This window comes from Ferrovibrio sp. GW821-FHT12D07 (assembly GCF_058807275.1).
Map to the genome: position 1 here is coordinate 324739 of NZ_JBXAQN010000002.1, position 19458 is coordinate 344196.

Here is a 19458-nt window from a genome sequence, read left to right on the forward strand (position 1 = left end):
CGTCAAACCGTGAAGATACATGCCCAGCCTTACGATCAATGGAAAGACCGTCGAGATCGATGCGGACACCGACACCCCGCTGCTGTGGGCGATCCGGGAGAATGCCGGCCTGACAGGGACAAAATACGGCTGCGGCATCGCCGAATGCGGCGCCTGCACTGTCCATATCGATGGTGTGGCTGCACGATCCTGCGGCGTGCTGGTCGAGGATGCGATCGGCAAGGCGATCACCACCATCGAGGGACTGGCGGCCAGCGGCGCGCCGCACAAGGTGCAGCAGGCCTGGATTGAGCATGACGTGCCGCAATGCGGCTACTGCCAGAGCGGCATGATCATGGCCGTGGCCGCGCTGCTGCGCGAGAATCCGAAACCGACCGACAAGGATATCGACGAGGCCATCACCAATATCTGCCGGTGCGGCACCTTCCAACAGGTGCGCGCGGCCATTCATGCCGCCGCGAACGCTTAAGAGGCAGACATGACCGCATCAGCAGCCGTCCTCAACCGTCGCGCCTTTGTCATTGGTGCCGCCGCCCTGGGCGGCGGACTGACGCTCGGACTGAGCATTCCCTTTGGCGGTACCTCCGAGGCGCAGGTAGCCGATGGCGCACCGGAAGTGAATGCCTGGGTCGTCATCCGGCCGGACGAGACCGTGGTCGTCCGCATCGCGCGCTCCGAAATGGGCCAGGGCCTGCAGACCGGCCTCGCCCAGCTCGTGGCGGAAGAACTCGACTGCGACTGGTCGAGGGTCACGACGGAATATCCCACGCCCGGGCAGAACCTGGCCCGCAAGCGGATCTGGGGCAGTTTCTACACCGGCGGCAGCGTCGGGATCCGTCTGTCGCAGGACTATATGCGCAAGGGCGCCGCCGCCGCCCGCATGCTGCTGCTACAGGCCGCGGCCAATGACTGGAACGTGCCAGTCACAGAATGCACCACGGCCAACAGCGTCATCACCCACACGCCGTCGCGCCGCACCACCACCTACGGAAAAGTGGCAAGCGCCGCCGCAAAGCTCGAGCCGCCGGCCACCGTCAGTCTGAAGGACCCGAAGGACTGGAAGATCGCGGGCAAGCCACTGAAGCGCCTCGACACCGTGGACAAGACCACGGGCAAAATGATCTACGGCATCGATGTGAAGCTTCCCGGCATGCTCTGTGCCGCGATCAAGGACTGTCCGGTCTTCGGCGGCACGCTGAAGCTTTTCGACGACAGCATGATACGCCGTATGAAAGGCGTGAAGGCAGTCCTCAAAGTCGGGGCCACTGCCGTTGCAGTTGTGGCCGATACCTGGTGGCACGCCAAGACGGCGCTGGATGCCCTGCCCATTGTTTGGGACGACGGCGAGCATGCCCAGGCGTCCAGCACCGCCACCGCCGCATGGGTGGCGGAGGGGCTTGATCCGGCACAGCCGGCATTCGCCGGCAACCAGAACGGCGACGCGAAATTCGCCATCTCCACGGCCGCGAAAAAAGTGGAGGCGGTCTATTCATATCCGCATCAGGTCCATGCTCCCATGGAGCCCCTGAATGCCACCGCGCTTTATACGACCGAGCGGTGCGAAGTCTGGACCGGCACCCAGAATGCCGACATCGCCCTGGCGGCCGTGGCGCGGGCCTCCGGCCTTCCCATCGAAAAATGCGATGTCCACAAGGTCATGATGGGCGGTGCCTTTGGTCGCCGCGGCGTGAGCGACTACGTTCAGCAGGCGGTGGTCATCGCCCGGCAGATGCCGGGCATTCCGGTCAAGCTGCTGTGGTCACGCGAAGAAGACATGACCCATGGCCGATACCATCCGCTGACGCAGTGCAGGCTCACCGGCGCATTCGACACCAACAACACCCTCACTGGCCTACATATGCGGATTTCCGGCCAGTCTATTTTCGCCAGCGCGAACCCCGAAGCCCTGCAGAACGGCATGGATCCCTTCGCGTTTCAGGGGCTGGCCAATAATATCCCAGGCAATATCGGACCGGCCAATATCGGCTACACGATCCCCCATCTGCTCGTCGACCACGCGATCCGCAACCCCCATGTTCCGCCCGGAGTCTGGCGCGGCGTGAACGCCAACCAGAATGCGATCTATCTGGAATGCTTCATGGACGAGCTGGCGCATGCCGCCCGTCAGGACCCGCTGGCGTTCCGGCGCAAGCTGATGGCCAATCATCCCAAGCATCTCGCCGTGCTCAATGCCGTCGCGGAAAAAGTCGGCTGGGACAGGCCCGCTCCGCGCGGCGTTTTCCGCGGCATCGCCCAGCAGATGTCGTTCGGCAGCTATGTCGCCGCAGTTGCGGAAATCTCGGTGACCAACGGCAACAGGATCAAGATCCATCGTATCGTGGCCGCCACCGATCCAGGCCATGCCGTCAATCCGGCCCAGATCGAGCGGCAGATCGCGGGCTCGTTCGTCTTTGGCCTGTCCGCCCTCTTCTATGGGGAATGCACGGTGAAGGATGGCCGCATCGAGCAGGAGAATTTCGACACCTACAACTCGATGCGCATCGCGGACATGCCGAAGGTCGAGTCGATCATCATGCCCAGCGGCGGCTTCTGGGGTGGTGTCGGGGAACCGACGATTGCGGTGGCCGCACCGGCTGTCCTGAATGCCTTCTTTGCAGCGACCGGAAAGCGCATCCGCTCTGTTCCATTGAAGAACCACGACATCGCCTTTGCGTGATGCCCGCGGGTATCGCCCCATATAGGCCACCCATGCGGCCAGACGAATCGTGGCAATGAGGTGCGGCGGTTCGCTGACCTTGACATCGCCCAGGTCGGTTGCAATCATCCTTCGGTAATTTGGGGATGGGGGACTTCACCTTGCCGGCAGCCAGTACACAAGAAATATCGCCCGACACCTATCTCAAACCACTGGCTGAGTTGGTCGCCCTATGCACTGGCATGCCTAACACGCCGATGTCGGCGCATGCACGCATCAGCGCCCTTGCCGCCCTGAACCTGCGATACATCCCAATCCTCTCTAATCACAATCTTCCAGAGCACCCTTATAAAATCGTTGCCGGCTTCATCGCCGACACCACTGCTGCGATCAGGGCATGGGCCGAGGTGCCGTGGGCAGAGATTGACACCAAGTCGTTCGACGCCGTGCGCCCGGAAGACATGGAGGCCATGCACAAGGAAGTGTTTCCTTCGCTGTGGACCCAGTACGACATTGAAGAATACAAATCGGATCGGCTGTCCCGCTATCAGCGGCGCATTGAGGTCAACAATCTTGAGCCCCTGATCAAAGGGAAACGCTGCATCGATTTCGGCTGTGGTCATGGCAGTTTTGGCCAGGCCCTGCTGACCCGCGGCGCCGGCTACGTCCTCGGCGTGGATTATGCCGCAGGCAATATCGAGCATGCCCGCAGCATGTCCCAGGCCCTGGGCGTCACCGAAGATCGCATCCAGTTCCGCATGGCGACGGTCTACGAAACGGGAGAGCCGGATAATTCCTATGATTTCGCCATCCAGAATGGCGTCTTCCATCATCTGCACGATGAGGATTCCGCCTATAAAGAGGTGTTCCGGGTTCTGAAGCCCGGCGCCTGGCTCTGGGTTTACACCGACGGCGAAGGCGCGATCTCACATCATCTGTGGGATGCATCGCGGGAATCCCTGGCCAACATCCCGCCCGGCTTCATCATCCGGCAGCTCAAGGACATGAACCTGCAGACCGGCCTGCGCTATCACCTGGGCGACGGCTTCAACGCGGTCTACCGCCACACCACCTGGGAAGGCATCACCGGGCGTCTCGGCCGACTGGGCTTTGGTAATTTCCGCCGGCTTGTCGGCGGATATCCTTCGGATTTCGATCACGATGCCATCGCCGCCGATCGCTACGGCAAAGAGAAATTCGGCTCCGGCGACCTGCGGCTGCTCTGCCAGAAAGTCTAAGGGTCTTTCTAGTCGGCGTAGATCATCTTCACGCTCAGGCCACCGTCGATGATGATGTCTTGGCCGGTCATGAATTCCGCCCCGGCGATGTAGAGACAAGCATCCGCGATATCCTCTGGCCGGCCGACACGGCCGACCGGATGCTGTGCGCGATCTTCCTTTGAATGCTGCGGCGTCTCGCCGCGTGTTTTCAGGCTATCGAGAAGTTCTGCGCCGGCATCATGGGCCGGATCGGCGATCGAGACCGCATAGCCCGCCGCGGCGAAGCCCTGCGCCCCGCCGGTAATCGCCAACAACCGTCATGCCATCCTCCACTTCTGCCGCACCGAAACTGCCGCCGAGGCGTTTCGGTGCGGCAGATGGAGAACGTCAATTACTTCGCACCCGGTTACTTGGCCAGCGGGCAGTTGCCGTCGGCCAGCGGGCGGAAGGCCTTGTCGGCAGGCACAGTGCCCGCAACCTTCAGGAAGTCCCAGTCGCCTTTCGATTCAGCTGGCTTCTTGGCTTCCAGCAGATACATCGGATGCAGCTTGCGGCCATCCACGCGGATCGTGCCCTTGCCGAACAACGCGTCATCGGTAGGCATCGCCTTCATCGCCGCCACCACGGCGCGGCCATCGGCCGGGCTGCCGACCTTCTCCACCGCCTTGAAATAATGCATCAGGCTGGCATAGACGCCGGCATGCATGTCGTTCGGCATCATCTTCTTGCCATGACGGGCCTGGAAGCGCTTGGACCATTCGCGGGTTCCGTCATTGAAATCCCAGTAGAAGGGCGCGACCGACTGCAGACCCTGCGTCGCCTGCAAGCCGAGCGCAGGCACGTTGGTCACGCCGAAAATCAGGCCGACCAGGCGCTGCTTGGTGCCGAGGCCGAACTCAGCCGCCTGCTTCAGCGCGTTGGTCAGGTCGCCGCCGGCATTGGCAAAGGCCACCACATCGGCGCCGGATGACTGCGCCTGCAGCAGGAAGGAACTGAAATCGCTGACGCCGACCGGATGACGGGCAGAGCCGATAATAGTGCCGCCCAGCACCTTGATCTCGTCGCTGGCCTGCTTTTCCAGGTCATGGCCGAAGGCATAGTCCGCAGTGATGAAATACCACTTCTTGCCGCCCTGCTCGAAGGCTGCACGCGCCGCCGAATGGCCGTAGGACCAGGTGTCGTAGGTCCAGTGCACGAAATTGGCCGAGCATTGTTCGCCGGTCAGCAGCGAACTGCCCGCACCCGAACCAAGCACGGCCTTGTTCTTGTCCTTGGCGATCTGGTTGACGGCCAGCGCCACCGCGGAATTGGGCAGATCGACGATCACGTCGACATTGTCTACGTCATACCACTGGCGCGCCATGTTGGCGCCGACATCGGGCTTGTTCTGATGATCGGCGAAGATCACATCGACCTTGCGCTTGCTCATCTTCATGAAATCCTCGGCGGCCATCTGCGCCGCCAGCACCGAACCCGGCCCCTGGAAATCGGCATAGACGCTGGACATGTCGTTCAGCACGCCGACCTTGATCGGCTTGTCCTGGGCCTGCGCGGCGAGAGGAGCGATCAGAGCGGATAATGCGCCGGCAGCCATAAAGACTGCGGCGCCAAGAGTGTGGCGCATGGTTTCCTCCGTTTATTGTTACGGAGGATTATTGTTTGTATTGCAAACGATCGTCAATGGGCTTTCACCATGCTGCAGTGCACAGCATGGCGGGCCCGAAAAGACTCCGGCAGATCAGGGCAATTGCAGCAGCACCGGCAGCCAGCCGGCCTCCTGCAGCATCTCGATGCCTTCCAGCAGCGGAATGGCGATGAGGAAAGACAGCGCATCGCGGAAGGTGATCATCACCATCCGCGGCTGCACGGTCAGCTCGGCATCGGAATGCCAGTTGGAAAAGCACGGCCCCCAGCGCGGCACCAGCGCTGCATAGGCGGCGAACTCAGCGGGGAATTTCGACTTGAGGAAACCCTCTTCCTGGGCGATCACCACGCTGAACAGCGCGAAGACGAACAGGCCCAGCACCAAGCCGGTCACCATGTTGCCAGCCTGCAGGCCGATGCCCAGTCCGCCCAGCACGGAGAAGAAGTACAGCGGATTGCGGCTCAGCGAATACGGTCCCTGGTCGACCAGAAGCTTCTTCTTGCGCCCGCCGATATAAAGCGAACACCAGGTGCGGCCGGCGATGCAGAGCAGGATCAGGCCATAGCCCAGCAGCTCCAGGCTTTCATGCGGCATGGTCTCCGAGGGCCACATCGATTCCGTGAGCAGCAGCACCAGCAATAGCAACAGGCCGCTGCCGAAGGCGAACTGCTTGCGGCGGCGCTGCACGAGCGACAGACGGTCCTCGACTGGCTGTGGTGCTGCGGACAGGGTGGCGGATGCAACGGATGACATGGCGGTGGTTCCCCGGGATTGCCTGCCCGCAGTATAGCACCGGTTTCATGACCGTTCGGCCACCCCGCCTGCGACCTGACGTCGCGGGCGCTCCTCTCTTAACGGGCCCTCCCTTAACGGGCGAAGTGGCGCCGCAAGGCGCGCGCATAGGGCGCGGCCGGGGTCGCCTTGATCCATTCGATGGCGCGCTTTTTCAGTGAGAAGGTGAAGGCCTGGGTGCCGTAAATGTCGACATCGCTGCCGAAGATGCGCGCCGACTTCTCGAAGTAATAGCCGCAGCGCGCACGCAACGCGCTGCGATAAAAGCCGGTATCGCCGGCGAAGGTGAAATAGGTCTTGTTCGGTGTGACGGCAAAGGGCCGCAGGCGGCTGGCGGGCTCCATCATGTAACGCGCCACGCCCGAGGCGACATCGGGCCAGTATTCGTTGAAATAGTCGTCCAGGATCACCACGCCTTTCGGTGCCAGTACGGACTCTATCAGGCCGAAATCATTGACCACGCAGTCCTCGGTATGGCCGCCATCGATGGAAGCCAGTCGCAACGGCCCGACGCTGTCGAGGATATCGGCCGGCGCAACATCAAAGGAGGAGCGCTGCAGGATGCGTACGGCGGATGCATCGGCCAGCCAGCGGCCGATATTGCGCTCGAAGACCGCACGGTCGCCGTTGCCGGAATCATCCAGATTGAGATGCTGGTCGTCGAAGACATCGATCGCGATGGCGCGCTCGCCCGGTTTGCGCCCCAGCGCCATCAGGATGAACAGCTTGCCGTGATGCACGCCGATCTCGCCGACCGCACCGGCGATGCCGGCCTCGCGCTGGAGAGCGCCCAGATCGTCGATGAACGTTGCGCTATAGGGAAAAAGCCAGCCGCCCACCCGGCGCTGGCCCTGCTTCAGATATGCCTGCCGTTCCGCCACGCCATAGTCCTCTCTGCTGCCGATATGCAGAGGTAAGATCAGCGCAGCGCTTTGGGCGTGACCAAGCTGTGGCCACACCCATTGCGAAACATGACGGTTAGTTGACGACGCGCCAGGCGCCATCCGGCATCAGGCAGGCGGTGCCATAGCCGCGCTGCGGACCGCCACCCACCGTGACGCCGCCCTGGTATTCGCGGCAATACTGGCCGTTCGGCGCGACATAGACCGGCGAGGCCGGGGCGGCCGACATCATCGGCGGCGCGGCATAGACCGGAGGCGCGGCGTAAACTGGCGGCGGTGCGTAGACGACCGGCGGCGGCACATACATCACGGGCGGTGGCGCGTAATACCGGTAGCTGTAATACGAGGAATACCGCGGATAAGGGCGGTGATAGTGCCGTGGCCCGTAATAGCCCCGGCGGTAATCGCCCGAGGAATAGCCGAACGAGAAGCTGTCGGCCTTGGCCGGCGCGGGCGCAAACAGCACCCCGGCAGCAACGGCGGTGAAAGCGACAACAGCGAGCGAGCGGATCATGATACAGCCTCCTTGGACTGCTTCTACAACAGTCAAGCTGTGCCGGGATCATGGCGGATTTGTGTTAGATGCGGCTGTGACAAAACAAAAAAACCGCCGCAGGATTTCTGCGGCGGTTTCGTAACGATGGCACAAGCGGCGGAAAACCGCCCGAGCTTCGCCCAAGAACTGGCTTTTGTCAGTACATATGCTGGCCGCCGTTGATGCTGAGCGTCGAGCCGGTGATGAAACCGCCCTCGTCCGCCACCAAGAACAGCACGCCGCGTGCAATTTCCTCGGCGCGGCCGAGTCGACCGACCGGAATCTTGGCAACGATCTTTTCCAGCACATTGGCCGGCACGGCAGCGACCATGTCGGTGTCGATATAGCCCGGCGCAATGGCGTTCACGGTGATGCCGCGCGCGGCACCTTCCTGCGCCAGCGCCTTGGTGAAGCCGTGGATGCCCGACTTGGCGGCGGCATAGTTCACCTGGCCATACTGGCCGGCCTGGCCGTTGATCGAGCCGATATTGACGATGCGGCCAAAGCCGCGCTCACGCATGCCATCGATGGCGGCGCGGCACATGTTGAAGCAGCCGCCGAGATTGGCGTCGATCACCGCCTGCCACTGGTCATGCCCCATGCGATGCATGGTGCCGTCGCGGGTGATGCCGGCATTGTTGACGATGACATCGACCGGACCGAGATCGCGCTCGACCTGCTTGACGCCGGCCTGGCATTCATCGAAATCGGCGACGTTCCACTGATAGGTCTTGATGCCGGTTTCCGTCTCGAAGGCCTTGGCGCGTTCGGTATTGCCCGCATAGTTGGCGGCAACCTTGTATCCGTTCTGATGCAGCAGACGGGAAATCGCAGCGCCGATACCGCGGCTGCCGCCAGTGACAATGGCTACGCGAGACATGGTAATCCTCCTGTTGAATACTTTTTTGCTATTTGGCTGTCAGATGATGGTCTTTTCTTGATGAAAAAAAAGCCGGGATCTCCCCTCCCGGCCTTTTTCCCAAATCGTCAGTCGCGCTGGATGCACATCGCGATGCCCATGCCGCCGCCGATGCACAGCGTGGCGAGGCCTTTCTTGGCATCGCGGCGCTGCATTTCATAGAGCAGCGTCACCAGCACGCGGGCACCCGAGGCACCGATAGGATGGCCGATGGCGATGGCGCCACCATTGACGTTCACCTTGTCGGTATCCCAGCCCATGTCCTTGTTCACGGCACAGGCTTGGGCGGCGAAGGCTTCGTTGGCCTCGACCAGATCCAGATCGCTCGCCTTCCAGCCGGCTTTCTTCAGCGCAGCGCGCGAGGCCGGGATCGGGCCGGTGCCCATGATCGACGGATCGACGCCCGACTGCGCCCACGACACGATGCGGGCCAGCGGCTTCACGCCGCGCTTCTTGGCTTCGTCGGCGCTCATCAGCACCACGGCGGCAGCGCCGTCGTTGATGCCTGAGGCATTGCCAGCGGTGACCGAACCATCCTTGGAGAAGGCCGGACGCAGCGCCTTCATGGCGTCCACAGTGGAGCCATGACGGATGTATTCGTCATTCTCCACCACGGTGTCGCCCTTGCGGCCCTTGATGGTGACGGGAACGATCTCGTCCTTGAACTTGCCGGCCTTCTGCGCGGCCTCGGCCTTGTTCTGACTCTTGGCTGCGAATTCGTCCTGCTGGTCGCGGGTGATCTGGAACTGCTTGGCCACGTTCTCGGCCGTGGTGCCCATATGATAGCCGTTGAAGGCATCCCACAGACCGTCGCGGATCATGGTGTCGATGAAGCCGAGATCGCCCATCTTGTGACCGGCACGCAGGTAAGCGGCATGCGGCGCCTGGCTCATGCTTTCCTGGCCGCCGGCGACGACGATCTCGCTGTCGCCGTTCTTGATCGCCTGGAAGCCCAGCGCCACCGCGCGCAGGCCCGAACCGCACAGCATGTTGACGCCCCAGGCCGGGACCTCCACCGGCAGGCCGGCATTGATCGACGCCTGTCGTGCGGGATTCTGCCCCTGCGCGGCAGTCAGGATCTGGCCCATGATCACTTCGCTGACGTCTTCGGCCTTCACGCCGGCACGCTTCAGCGCGCCATCGATGGCAACCTGGCCAAGGTAATGCGCCGGCACGCCGCTGAGCGCACCATTGAACGAGCCGACCGGCGTGCGCGCGGCGCTGGCAATGACAATATCGGTCATGGGATGTCCCTCCACTCTGGACTTATATATGTGATGCTAGGTCGAGACGGTGTTGTCTAACTGGAATTTGTCGAAACGATACCGGTCTTTTCGCAACTGCGGCAAGACCCGCGGCACCGCAAAAACGCCGGTCAAGCTTGCACTTTGGTCTTGCGCCTCTGAGGTGACGTAGCGGATCGCTCCGTCACCAGAGTACCCGCCTGCAAAAGCCAGTCGGCCAGCGGTTGCCACAGCCCGGTTTCCGCACGCGGCCCGGCCACCATGCCGATATGTCCGCTGGGCGCGTCCAGCCGCGTCGCCTGCGGGAGCTGATCCAATAAAGCGGCAGCCCCTTCCTTGGGCACCAGCTTGTCGCGTTCAGGCAAGACCACCAGCGTCGGTCCGGTCCAGTCCTGCGGCCGCACCGGCTTGCCGCCGATATGCCACGCGCCCCGCACCGGACGGTTCTCGCCATACCAGCCGATCAGGCATTCGCGCGCCACCGGTCCGGCCAGCGGCACGCCGTCATTCAGCCAGTCTTCCATGGCAATGAAACGCCGCTCGCCCTCGCTTTGCTCCGGCATGGCGTCGAACAGGTTGAACTTTTTCAGCGCCGTGAAGGGGTCCAGCGCCCAGAAGAAGCCCTGCAGCGTATCCACCTCCAGCATCGGCGGCGGCTCATCATCGGTGGCGGGCGGCGGCACCAGCGCCGGCGCGAGCGCCTGGACCAGGGCGGCATGATGGGCGCCGCCGGCGTGGAAATCCCAGGGCGTCGCCAGCAGAGCCAGCGCCGCCACGTCATCGGGCGCCTGCAGCGCCGCGGCCAGGGTCAGGTTGCCGCCCATGCAATAGCCCAGCAGCAGCGGGGCGCGCCCGGTTTCGTGCTTCACCGCGGCCAGCGCCCGCACCAGCCGTGCGATATAGGCCGTAAGATCGAAGCGTTGCTCGGTCTCGCCCGGGTCGCCCCAGTCGAGCAGGAAGGGACGCAGGCCGCGCCCATCTTTGCGCACACTGGGCAGCCAGCGCGCGAGGCTCTGTCCTTCGGCCAGGTCGAGGATATAGGCGCGATTGACCAGCGAGGGCACCAGCAGCACGGGAATGCCGTCATCGGCAAAAGACAGCAGCCGGCTGCCGCCCTCACGCCAGAATGTCGGTGGATCGGCAAGCTGGCGGCGATAGTCATGCTGGCGATAGCGGAACATCGCCCCGCTCATGGTGGTGAGCCGCGCCAGACCGGCGCGCATCAGTTCGGCGGTGAACTCAGCCGGATCGACGCTTGCCAGTTGCGGCGCGAGGGCGGCGAACCTTGCCTGCAGCTGCGGATTCCAGAACGGCGAGGCGTGCCTCGCACTCGGCCAGGCGGCGAGCGAGCTCAGCAACATCAGGTTGGCGGTCGCCAGATGCAGCGGCAGCGGACGCGGGCCCAGACGGAGTTGATGATGGGGACTTTGCGACATTACCGCCTCCCTGCGCCGCTGCGGCCGCGCCCTGCTTCCAGAGATTGAGCCAGGTCGCCGACAATTCAGCCAGTTTCGGATCGGTAGCCAGCAATCCGGCCTGTTCCTGCCAGAGATCGAGGAACTGCTGTGCCAGCGCCTGTGCATCGCCGGCTGATTTGGGGCCAGCCTTGGGATCGTCCATGTCCGCCAGCCTACACCCTGCGGACCATTCCGGGCCACCCTTTCGCGGTGTACAAGAGACTTGCGTATACAAAGGATTACGCGCGAAGATGTGTGCAACTGACCGAGGGAGCGTGGGACCGTGGCCGAAACCGACCAGACGACAGCAGCGCCTGCCATAAAGATCAAAAAGTATGCAAACCGGCGGCTGTACAATACGGCGACCTCCTCCTACGTGACCCTGGAGAACCTTTGCCAGATGGTGAAGGACGGTCAGGATTTCGTGGTCGAGGACGCCAAGAGCGGCGACGACATCACCCGCAGCGTGCTCACCCAGATCATTTTCGAGGAAGAGTCGAAGGGGCAGAATCTGCTGCCAATCGGCTTCCTGCGTCGCCTGATCACCTTCTATGGCGATAGCCTGCAGACTCTGGTGCCGAGCTATCTCGAAATCTCGATGGCCTCGTTCCAGCGCAATCAGGACGAGATGCGCCAGTATATGGCCGAAGCCTTCGGCGAGATGTTCCCCTTCCGCAGCATCGAGGAAATGGGCCGCCAGAACATGCAGATGTTCCAGCGCGCCATGACCCTGTTCAATCCCTTCGTCGCCGGCAGCGAAGCCGACGAGAGCGCCGCCGGCGAGAAAAAGCCGGAGGTCGACACCCTGAAGAAGCAGATGGAAGACCTGCGCAAGCAGGTCGAGGCCCTTGCCCGAACCAAGGGCTGAGCAGGCCGCTCCCTCGCCGGGATCCGAACCGACCGACCCGAAGCCCGCACGCCTGAAAACCCGACGGGGGCCGCGCGTACGGCCATCGATCACCTTTGTGCTGACCGTGGCTGTCGGCCTGCTGATGGTGCTGGCCGGCGTGGCCTATGGCATTGCGCTGCTCAGCGGCCGCCTGAACACGGTCGAGCTGCTGCGCGACCGCAACGAACGCATCGTCGCCCGCCTGATCGAACGCACGCGCGACCAGCTGGTGCCGGCCGCCGAGCAGGTGGAATCCCTGCGCACCCGGCTGCAGCGCAACCAGATCGGCGTCAACGACATCGGCCGGCTGACCGATTACATGACGGCAGCGCTGGACGCCCTGCCCCAGGTCGATGCCGTTGCCCTGCTGCGCAATGATGCGGTGGCGACGCGCGTGATCCGCCAGGGCGGCAACACACTGGCGCTGCATGACAGCATCCGTAATTACCCCGATACGGCGGCGCGTCTGGAAGCGCTGCGCCGCCTTTTCGAGATGCAGAACCGCCCGGACCTCTACAACAAGCCGGTGCACTGGGGCGACCTGATCTGGAACCCTGAAATCGGCCAGCCGCTGATCAATGCCCAGACGCCGGTCGTTCTCGATGGAAACTTTGTCGGCCAGGTACTGGCTGTGGTGTCTCTGGGCACGCTGTCGCGCCTGATCGAGATCGACAGCGTGGACAACGAGGCGACCAACTTCATCCTCTATGACGATGAATATGTACTGGCGCACCCCACGCTGTTGAACCACGAATACGGCCTCTCGGCGGAAAATCCCGTCCCGGCGCTGCAGAAAATCCACGATCCGGTGCTGCGCCGGATATGGACCGGCCGCATCGACCGTGTGCTGGCGCGCTCGCTGCTGGGTGATGACGGCAACGCGCATATCGTCGAGACCGACGGCCGGCAATGGATTTTCGTCTATCGCCGCATCAACGACTTCGGCGACCGGCCCTGGCTGATCGGTCGCTACTTCGCCTTCGACCAGATCCAGACCGAAATCAGCCGCCTCCAGGTCTCTGTCGCGGTCGGCCTGCTCAGCCTGGCACTGTCGCTGATGATCGCCTGGCGCCTGGGTCGCCTGATCCGACGGCCGCTGCTGGCGATCAGCCTGTCGGCCAACCGGCTGCGCAACCTGGATTTCGATGCGCCGCCGCTGGACCGCACCCGCCTGCGTGAACTCGACGACGCGGCACAGGCGATCAACTCCGCCAACGCGGCACTGCACTGGTTCGGCAACTATGTGCCGCGCAAGCTGGTCAGCCGGCTGGTGCGCGAGGGCGAGGATGCGATCAACGTCAGCAAGCGCCGCGACGTGACGGTGATCTTCACCGACCTGGTCGGTTTCACGGCCATGTCGGAAAAGATGAGCGCGGAGGAAACCGCCGATATCCTGAACGACCACTTCCGGCTGGTGACCGCCTGCATCGAGGCCGAGAACGGCATTGTCGACAAGTTCATCGGCGACGCCGTGATGGCGGTCTGGGGCGCAATCAAGCGCGACGAGGATCATGCCGCCCATGCCTGCCGCGCCGTGCAGGCGATCTGCCGTGAATTCGCCGCAGATAACGCCCGTCGCGCCATGCTGGGCCGGCCCGTCCTGCGCATGCGCATCGGCCTGCATTCCGGCCCCGTCGTGGTCGGCAATATCGGTGCGCCCGGCCGCATCAATTACACCGTGGTGGGCGATACCGTGAATACCGCCCAGCGATTGGAACAGCTGGGCCATGACTACCAGCTTCAGGACGAGGCGTTCATTGCCCTGACCAGCGCCGAAACCGTCGCGGAAGCCGGCCTGGACCCGAAGCCCCCGCTGATCGGCAAACTGGCCGTGAAGGGCCGGGTCGAGGCGGTCGAGGTCTACCGGCTGGACCAGCCGATCACAAATCCGGAACGTTAACCCGCCGTTTACCGACTCCCTGCTTGAGTCCGACCTCTAAACGCGAGGGGTCATGGTCAATCTGGTCGGTCACGGTATTCTGGTTTCGCCTGCGGGCAACCAGACCGATTCCGCCGCAGAAACCCGCAAAAAACAGCGCCAGAATACCGCCACTGAGGGGTTCCGGACCCAGGAAGACGCCGGCCAGGCTCCCGCCCGGGGCGCCGGCCTGCTGCAGAAGACCCGGGAAGCCGGCCAGGCCGTCCTCCAGATCCTGCGCCGCCGCACCGACCGGGGCGAGGCTGCCGACCCCAATGCCGAGATTCCCCCCCATCTGGAGCGCCGGCGCGCCTGGCGCGAGGCCTTCGGGGTTAACACCTACCATACCCAGCAGCTGGCCCAGTCCGAGGAGCCTGCGGTGACCCGGGAAGCCCGGAGCAGCGCCCATTCGACCTATCGCAGCGCCGGCCGGCGCGGACGGCTGGAGCTCGACCTTGCACAGCAGATCAGCGTGACCGTATAAAGGCCGCTTTCCTGCCTTTCAGCGGTTATTTTTCAATGTCTTCTAAACCTGCCGATCTGTTGATCATCGGTGGCGGCGTAAACGGGACCGGCATCGCCCGCGATGCCTCCGGTCGCGGCCTGAGCGTCATTCTCGCCGAGCGCGGCGACCTCGCCGGCGCCACCTCCTCGGCGGCCACCAAGCTGATCCATGGCGGCCTGCGCTATCTCGAGCATTACGAATTCCGTCTGGTCCGCGAGGCACTGGGCGAGCGCGAAGTGCTGATGAAGATGGCGCCGCATATCATCTGGCCGCTGCGCTTCGTGCTGCCGCACCATCCCGGCCTGCGTCCGGCCTGGATGATCCGCATCGGCCTGTTCCTGTATGACAACCTGTCGCGCCGCCAGAGCCTGCCGGGCTCGACCGGCCTCGACTTCACCGCCGACGATCCGCGCGGCCGTCCGCTGAAATCGAAATTCAAGCGTGGCTTCGAATATTCCGACTGCTGGGTCGATGACGCCCGCCTCGTGGTGCTGAATGCCATGAGCGCCCGCCAGAAGGGTGCGCAGATTTTCACCCGCACGGCGGTGACCGCGGCGAAGCGCGACGGCGGCCTGTGGCATGTCACGCTGACTGACCAGACCACCGGCAGCAGCCGCACCGTGACGGCGCGCGGCATCATCAATGCCGGCGGCCCCTGGGTGCGCGAGACACTGACCGGTGCTTTCAGCCAGACTCCGAAGAACAGCGTGCGCCTGATCAAGGGCAGCCATATCGTCACCAAGAAGCTGTTCGACGGCGATCACTGCTACATCTTCCAGAATGCCGACAACCGCATCATCTTCGCGATCCCTTACGAGCGCGACTTCACGCTGGTCGGCACCACCGACGTGCAGGTCGACAAGCTGGATGGTCCGCCACGCATCAGCGAGGACGAAACCACCTACCTGCTGAAATCGGCCAGCGAGTATTTCCGCCAGGACGTGACCCGCGACATGATCGTCTGGTCCTATGCCGGTGTGCGGCCACTGTATGACGATGGCGACAACGATCCGTCTGCCATCACGCGCGACTATGTGCTGGACCTGGAAGCGGGCGCGAACAATCAGACGCCGCTGCTATCGGTCTATGGCGGCAAGCTGACCACCTCGCGCCGCCTGTCGGAACAGGTGCTGGACAAGATCGCGCCCTTCTATCCGAAGATGGGCAAGGCCTGGTCCGGCGGCGAGCCGCTGCCCGGCGGCGACCTGAAGGGCCTCAGCTTCGATGCCTTCGTGGCTGATCTCAAACACCGTTATCCCGGCCTCGATCCGGCCTGGCTGACGCGGCTGGCGCGCCGGCACGGATCGGCGGTCGACATCATTCTCGGCGACACGCAGTGGTCGGCCGATCTGGGCGAGCATTTCGGCGGCGGGCTCTATGAGCGCGAAGTCGATTATCTGATGCGCCAGGAATGGGCACGCGAGGCCGATGATGTGCTGTGGCGCCGCACCAAATGCGGCCTGTGGGTCACCGCGCTGGAACGCGAGCGCCTGACCAGCTGGATGGCGCAGCATCGCCCCAACATCGAGGCGGCATGAAAATCGGCATCGTTGGCGCAGGCGCCATCGGCGGCTATTTCGGCGGCCTGCTGGCCCGCGCCGGCCATGACGTTACCCTGATCGCCCGCGGCGCCCATCGCGATGCCATCCGCGACCACGGCCTGACCATTGAAAGCAACGGCACGCGCTTCACCGTGCATCCGGGCTGCACCGACGATCCGGCCGAGGCTGGCGTGCAGGATGTGGTGATCCTCAGCCTGAAGGCGCCGGCGGTGCCTGACATGGCCGAAAAGATGCTGCCGCTGTTCGGCGCCGATACCCCGATGATCACGGCGATGAACGGCATGCCCTACTGGTATTTCCATCGCCATGGCGGGCCGCTGGATGGCACGCATCTGGCGTCCGTCGATCCGGGTGACCTGCAGTGGAAGCTGATCGGACCGCAGCGCGCCATCGGCAGCGTGGTCTGGGTCGCCGGCGCGATCTCGGCACCCGGCGTGATCAGTCACAGCAGCGGCAGCCGCCTGCCGCTGGGCGAACCCGACGGCAGCAAGTCCGAGCGCGTGCAGCGTCTGAGCGCCGTGCTGACCGAAGCCGGCATCGAAGCACCGGTGCTGGACAATATCCGGCAGGAAATCTGGACCAAGCTCTGGGGCAATCTCTCCTTCAATCCGGTCAGCGTCCTGACCCATGGCACGCTGGGCGGTCTGGCCACCGATCCCGATGCGCGCATGGTGCTCGGCGCCATGATGCGCGAGGCCCAACAGGTGGGCGAAGCGCTGGGCATTGTTTTTCCCATCACGGTCGAACAGCGCATGGACGCCGCCCGCAAGGTCGGCCCGCACAAGACATCCATGCTGCAGGATCTGGAAACCGGCCGGCCCATGGAAATCGGCGGCCTGATCGGCGTGATCGCCGAACTCGCCGGCAAACTGAAGATCGCCACTCCCACCCTCGACATCGTGCTGGCGCTGCTGAAAACGCGCGCACGCGTCGCCGGAACCCTGCAGGACTGAACAGCATGAGCAGCTTCGACTGGCGCAGCCTCTCTCCGGAACAGATCGAAGCGCAGTTCAATCCGCGCAAGGCCGTGCCGGATTTCGAGAAGCACTTCAACAGCTATGTCGAACGCTCGGCGGCGGCCAAGGCCGAGATCGGCGGTGAATATGACCTGCGCTACGGTGCAGGCCCGCTGCAGACCTATGACCTGCACAAGCCGGCTGAAGCGAAGCCGAATGCGCCGGTGGTGGTCTTCATCCATGGCGGCTACTGGCGCGGACTGGACAAGAACACCGCCACCTTCGCCATCGTGCCATTCGTGAAGGCCGGCGCGGTGGTCGTGAACCTGAATTACGATCTCTGTCCGACGGTTACGGTGGATGCCATCGTACGCCAGGTGCAGGAGGCGCTGGTGCATGTCGCCGGTCGCGCGCTGGACTGGGGCGCCGACCCGGCAAAGATTCATGTCATCGGTCATTCAGCCGGCGCGCATCTGGCCGCCATGATGGTAGCCGCGCCCTGGCCCGCCGACCTGCCGGCCCAGCCGCCGGTCGCCTCACTCGGGCTGGTCAGCGGCGTCTATGAACTCGAACCGGTGCTGCATGTCAGCGTCAACGCCGATATCCGGCTGGATGGTACCATGGCGGTGCGCAACAGCGTCACACGCCTGCCGCTCAAACTGGCGGGCAAGGTGACCGGCACCACCCTGGTGGCCTGCGGCGATGCCGAGCCGGAGGGCTGGATCGCCCAAAGTCTGGATTTCCATCAGGCGCTGCGTGATGCCGGCACCAACGCCAACCTGCTGCGCATCAAGGGCGCCGACCATTTCAGCATCAAGTTCGATGGCGCCAATCCCAGCCATCCGCTGGGTGCCGCCCTGCTGCGCCAGACCGGCCTGGCAAAAGTCTGATCAGCGGCTGAGCTGCTCGTAGACCACGCGCGCCGCCGGCAGCAATGCCTCACGGCCGTTTTCACCGGTCAGCGCATAGCCGAAGCCGCCGTCGATCCAGTAGAACGCCGCCGCACTGCCCTCACCGGCAAAGCGGAAGGACGTATCGCCCTCACCTTCGCCCGAACGCACATAGAGCGTCAGGCGCTGGCCCTGGCGATTTTCATACATGAACTGCGCAGCCGTGTGGTTGCCGCTGGAAGCCGGCAGCAGCCGCCCGCCCACCAGCGAATAGCCCTGCGTCGTCAGGCTCGGCACCTTCAGCGCCGTGCCCAGACGCTTGGACAGCCAGGCCACCAGATGCTGTTCTTCCCTGGCCGGCACTTCGACGGGATGCAGCACCTCGCGGCTGTAGACCAGATGCGCGCGCGTGGCTTCCTGCGGCAGGGCCGCCACTGCCCGCGATGGCGCGACAATGCCGCGACCGTACCAGCCTGCGCCGACACCCAGCACGGCGACCAGCAGCAGGGCTGCGATGCGCATGGCGGTGCGGCCGAAACTGTTTTCGCGACGCGACGCAAACAGCGCGGCCAGCGCCGGCGACACGATCTCTTCATTCAGGCTGCCGGTAAAATGTGCGCGCAGGTCTTCCGCCTGCTGCTGCCAGACGGCGACCTTCGCCGCATCATCGGCATGCAGGGCCAGATGCGCCTCGACATCGGCGCGTCGCTCGGGCGGCAGCCGGTCGTCGACATAAGCCTGCAGATCGGCTTCGCTTACAGTCCTTGCCAGATCGCCGCTCATTTCACTCTCCTCAAATGCACGGTCTGGCCATCGCCCTGTACAGGCGGTTCGCCATCCATCAGGCGGCGCAGGCGTTCACGCGCACGGCCCAGACGCGACATCACGGTGCCGAGCGGAATGTCCTGCACCCTGGCCGCTTCCTCGTAACTCAATCCTTCCACCACGACCAGCAGCAGCAACGCGCGCCACTCGTCGGGCAGATATCCCAGCGCGGCATCCATGTCGCGCAGTTCCAGCCGCTCCCACTGGCCGCCGCTGGTCTGCGGTCCTTCGCCAATGTCGTCCAGCGCCCGGCTGTCGGGCCGCATGCCTTCCCGCGCCATCCGGCTGCGCCAGCGGTTATGCAGGATGGTGAACAGCCAGGGCCGCAGGCTGGTGGCATCGCCGCGACGGGTGGTCCAGGCACCCAGCGCGCGCTCGACGCAATCCTGCACCAGGTCGTCAGCCAGATCGCGGCTACGGGTCAGCGCCAGCGCAAAACGGCGCAGGCGTGGCAATTCAGCTTCGATCGGATGGGGCGCGCGGCGGAACAGCATGCTCTCTCGGCAGGCGTCAGGGAGGTGGTGGGCGACAGCATAACAGCCG

19 protein-coding genes are annotated in these 19458 nt (G+C 64.0%); 9 read left to right on the forward strand and 10 right to left on the reverse strand.

Annotated features, from left to right (window positions below; genetic code table 11):
• The first annotated feature begins 19 nt into the window (after positions 1–19).
• From AC1RRE_RS13385 to AC1RRE_RS13395, 3 genes are all read left to right on the forward strand, one after another.
• Positions 20–469 (forward strand): (2Fe-2S)-binding protein, encoded by a 450-nt coding sequence (locus AC1RRE_RS13385; protein ID WP_492981682.1) that lies wholly within the window; start codon positions 20–22, stop codon positions 467–469.
• A gap of 9 nt (positions 470–478) precedes the next feature.
• Entirely contained in the window at positions 479–2677 is a 2199-nt protein-coding gene (locus AC1RRE_RS13390; RefSeq protein WP_492981683.1) for a xanthine dehydrogenase family protein molybdopterin-binding subunit, read from the forward strand.
• A gap of 125 nt (positions 2678–2802) precedes the next feature.
• Entirely contained in the window at positions 2803–3894 is a 1092-nt protein-coding gene (locus AC1RRE_RS13395; protein ID WP_492981684.1) for a class I SAM-dependent methyltransferase, read from the forward strand.
• An 8-nt stretch (positions 3895–3902) separates the two neighbouring features.
• Here AC1RRE_RS13395 and AC1RRE_RS13400 read toward each other — a convergent pair whose 3' ends face one another.
• The 8 genes from AC1RRE_RS13400 to AC1RRE_RS13435 all read right to left on the reverse strand — a co-directional run bounded on the left by AC1RRE_RS13400 (position 3903) and on the right by AC1RRE_RS13435 (position 11349).
• Positions 3903–4190 (reverse strand): SDR family oxidoreductase, encoded by a 288-nt coding sequence (locus AC1RRE_RS13400; RefSeq protein WP_492981685.1) that lies wholly within the window; start codon positions 4188–4190, stop codon positions 3903–3905.
• A 92-nt stretch (positions 4191–4282) separates the two neighbouring features.
• Positions 4283–5500 carry an ABC transporter substrate-binding protein gene (locus AC1RRE_RS13405; RefSeq protein WP_492981686.1) on the reverse strand — a complete coding sequence of 406 codons (1218 nt, stop codon included), beginning with the start codon at positions 5498–5500 and terminating at the stop codon, positions 4283–4285.
• A gap of 114 nt (positions 5501–5614) precedes the next feature.
• A complete protein-coding gene (locus AC1RRE_RS13410) occupies positions 5615–6274 on the reverse strand; it encodes a methyltransferase family protein (protein WP_492981687.1) in 660 nt (219 codons plus the stop codon).
• A gap of 113 nt (positions 6275–6387) precedes the next feature.
• Entirely contained in the window at positions 6388–7194 is an 807-nt protein-coding gene (locus tag AC1RRE_RS13415; RefSeq protein ID WP_492981688.1) for a class I SAM-dependent methyltransferase, read from the reverse strand.
• A gap of 97 nt (positions 7195–7291) precedes the next feature.
• On the reverse strand, positions 7292–7729 hold the full coding sequence (locus AC1RRE_RS13420) for an RT0821/Lpp0805 family surface protein (RefSeq protein WP_492981689.1): 438 nt from the start codon (positions 7727–7729) through the stop codon (positions 7292–7294).
• A 178-nt stretch (positions 7730–7907) separates the two neighbouring features.
• Entirely contained in the window at positions 7908–8630 is a 723-nt protein-coding gene (gene phbB / locus AC1RRE_RS13425; RefSeq protein WP_492981690.1) for an acetoacetyl-CoA reductase, read from the reverse strand.
• A gap of 107 nt (positions 8631–8737) precedes the next feature.
• Complete coding sequence (locus tag AC1RRE_RS13430; RefSeq protein ID WP_492981691.1) at positions 8738–9913, reverse strand: acetyl-CoA C-acetyltransferase; 1176 nt, start codon at positions 9911–9913, stop codon at positions 8738–8740.
• Between the two features lie 131 nt (positions 9914–10044).
• A complete protein-coding gene (locus tag AC1RRE_RS13435) occupies positions 10045–11349 on the reverse strand; it encodes an alpha/beta fold hydrolase (protein ID WP_492981692.1) in 1305 nt (434 codons plus the stop codon).
• A 304-nt stretch (positions 11350–11653) separates the two neighbouring features.
• Between AC1RRE_RS13435 and phaR the strand changes: the two genes are divergently transcribed.
• From phaR to AC1RRE_RS13465, 6 genes are all read left to right on the forward strand, one after another.
• Entirely contained in the window at positions 11654–12238 is a 585-nt protein-coding gene (phaR, locus tag AC1RRE_RS13440) for a polyhydroxyalkanoate synthesis repressor PhaR (protein ID WP_492981693.1), read from the forward strand.
• 97 nt (positions 12239–12335) lie between these two features.
• A complete protein-coding gene (locus AC1RRE_RS13445; protein WP_492981694.1) occupies positions 12336–14159 on the forward strand; it encodes an adenylate/guanylate cyclase domain-containing protein in 1824 nt (607 codons plus the stop codon).
• Between the two features lie 52 nt (positions 14160–14211).
• Positions 14212–14661, forward strand: a complete 450-nt coding sequence (locus AC1RRE_RS13450; RefSeq protein WP_492981695.1) for a hypothetical protein — start codon at positions 14212–14214, stop codon at positions 14659–14661.
• A gap of 35 nt (positions 14662–14696) precedes the next feature.
• Positions 14697–16220, forward strand: coding sequence for a glycerol-3-phosphate dehydrogenase (gene glpD / locus AC1RRE_RS13455; protein WP_492981696.1), 1524 nt, complete (start codon positions 14697–14699; stop codon positions 16218–16220).
• Positions 16217–17197, forward strand: a complete 981-nt coding sequence (locus AC1RRE_RS13460; RefSeq protein WP_492981697.1) for a 2-dehydropantoate 2-reductase — start codon at positions 16217–16219, stop codon at positions 17195–17197. Before glpD ends, AC1RRE_RS13460 begins: the two co-directional genes overlap by 4 nt.
• A gap of 5 nt (positions 17198–17202) precedes the next feature.
• Positions 17203–18090 carry an alpha/beta hydrolase gene (locus AC1RRE_RS13465; protein WP_492981698.1) on the forward strand — a complete coding sequence of 296 codons (888 nt, stop codon included), beginning with the start codon at positions 17203–17205 and terminating at the stop codon, positions 18088–18090.
• Here the strand turns inward: AC1RRE_RS13465 and AC1RRE_RS13470 are convergent, their stop codons facing one another.
• Both AC1RRE_RS13470 and AC1RRE_RS13475 read right to left on the reverse strand, forming a co-directional pair.
• Positions 18091–18873, reverse strand: a complete 783-nt coding sequence (locus tag AC1RRE_RS13470; RefSeq protein ID WP_492981699.1) for an anti-sigma factor family protein — start codon at positions 18871–18873, stop codon at positions 18091–18093.
• Positions 18870–19409 carry an RNA polymerase sigma factor gene (locus tag AC1RRE_RS13475; protein ID WP_492981700.1) on the reverse strand — a complete coding sequence of 180 codons (540 nt, stop codon included), beginning with the start codon at positions 19407–19409 and terminating at the stop codon, positions 18870–18872. Before AC1RRE_RS13475 ends, AC1RRE_RS13470 begins: the two co-directional genes overlap by 4 nt.
• Between the last annotated feature and the right edge of the window lie 49 nt (positions 19410–19458).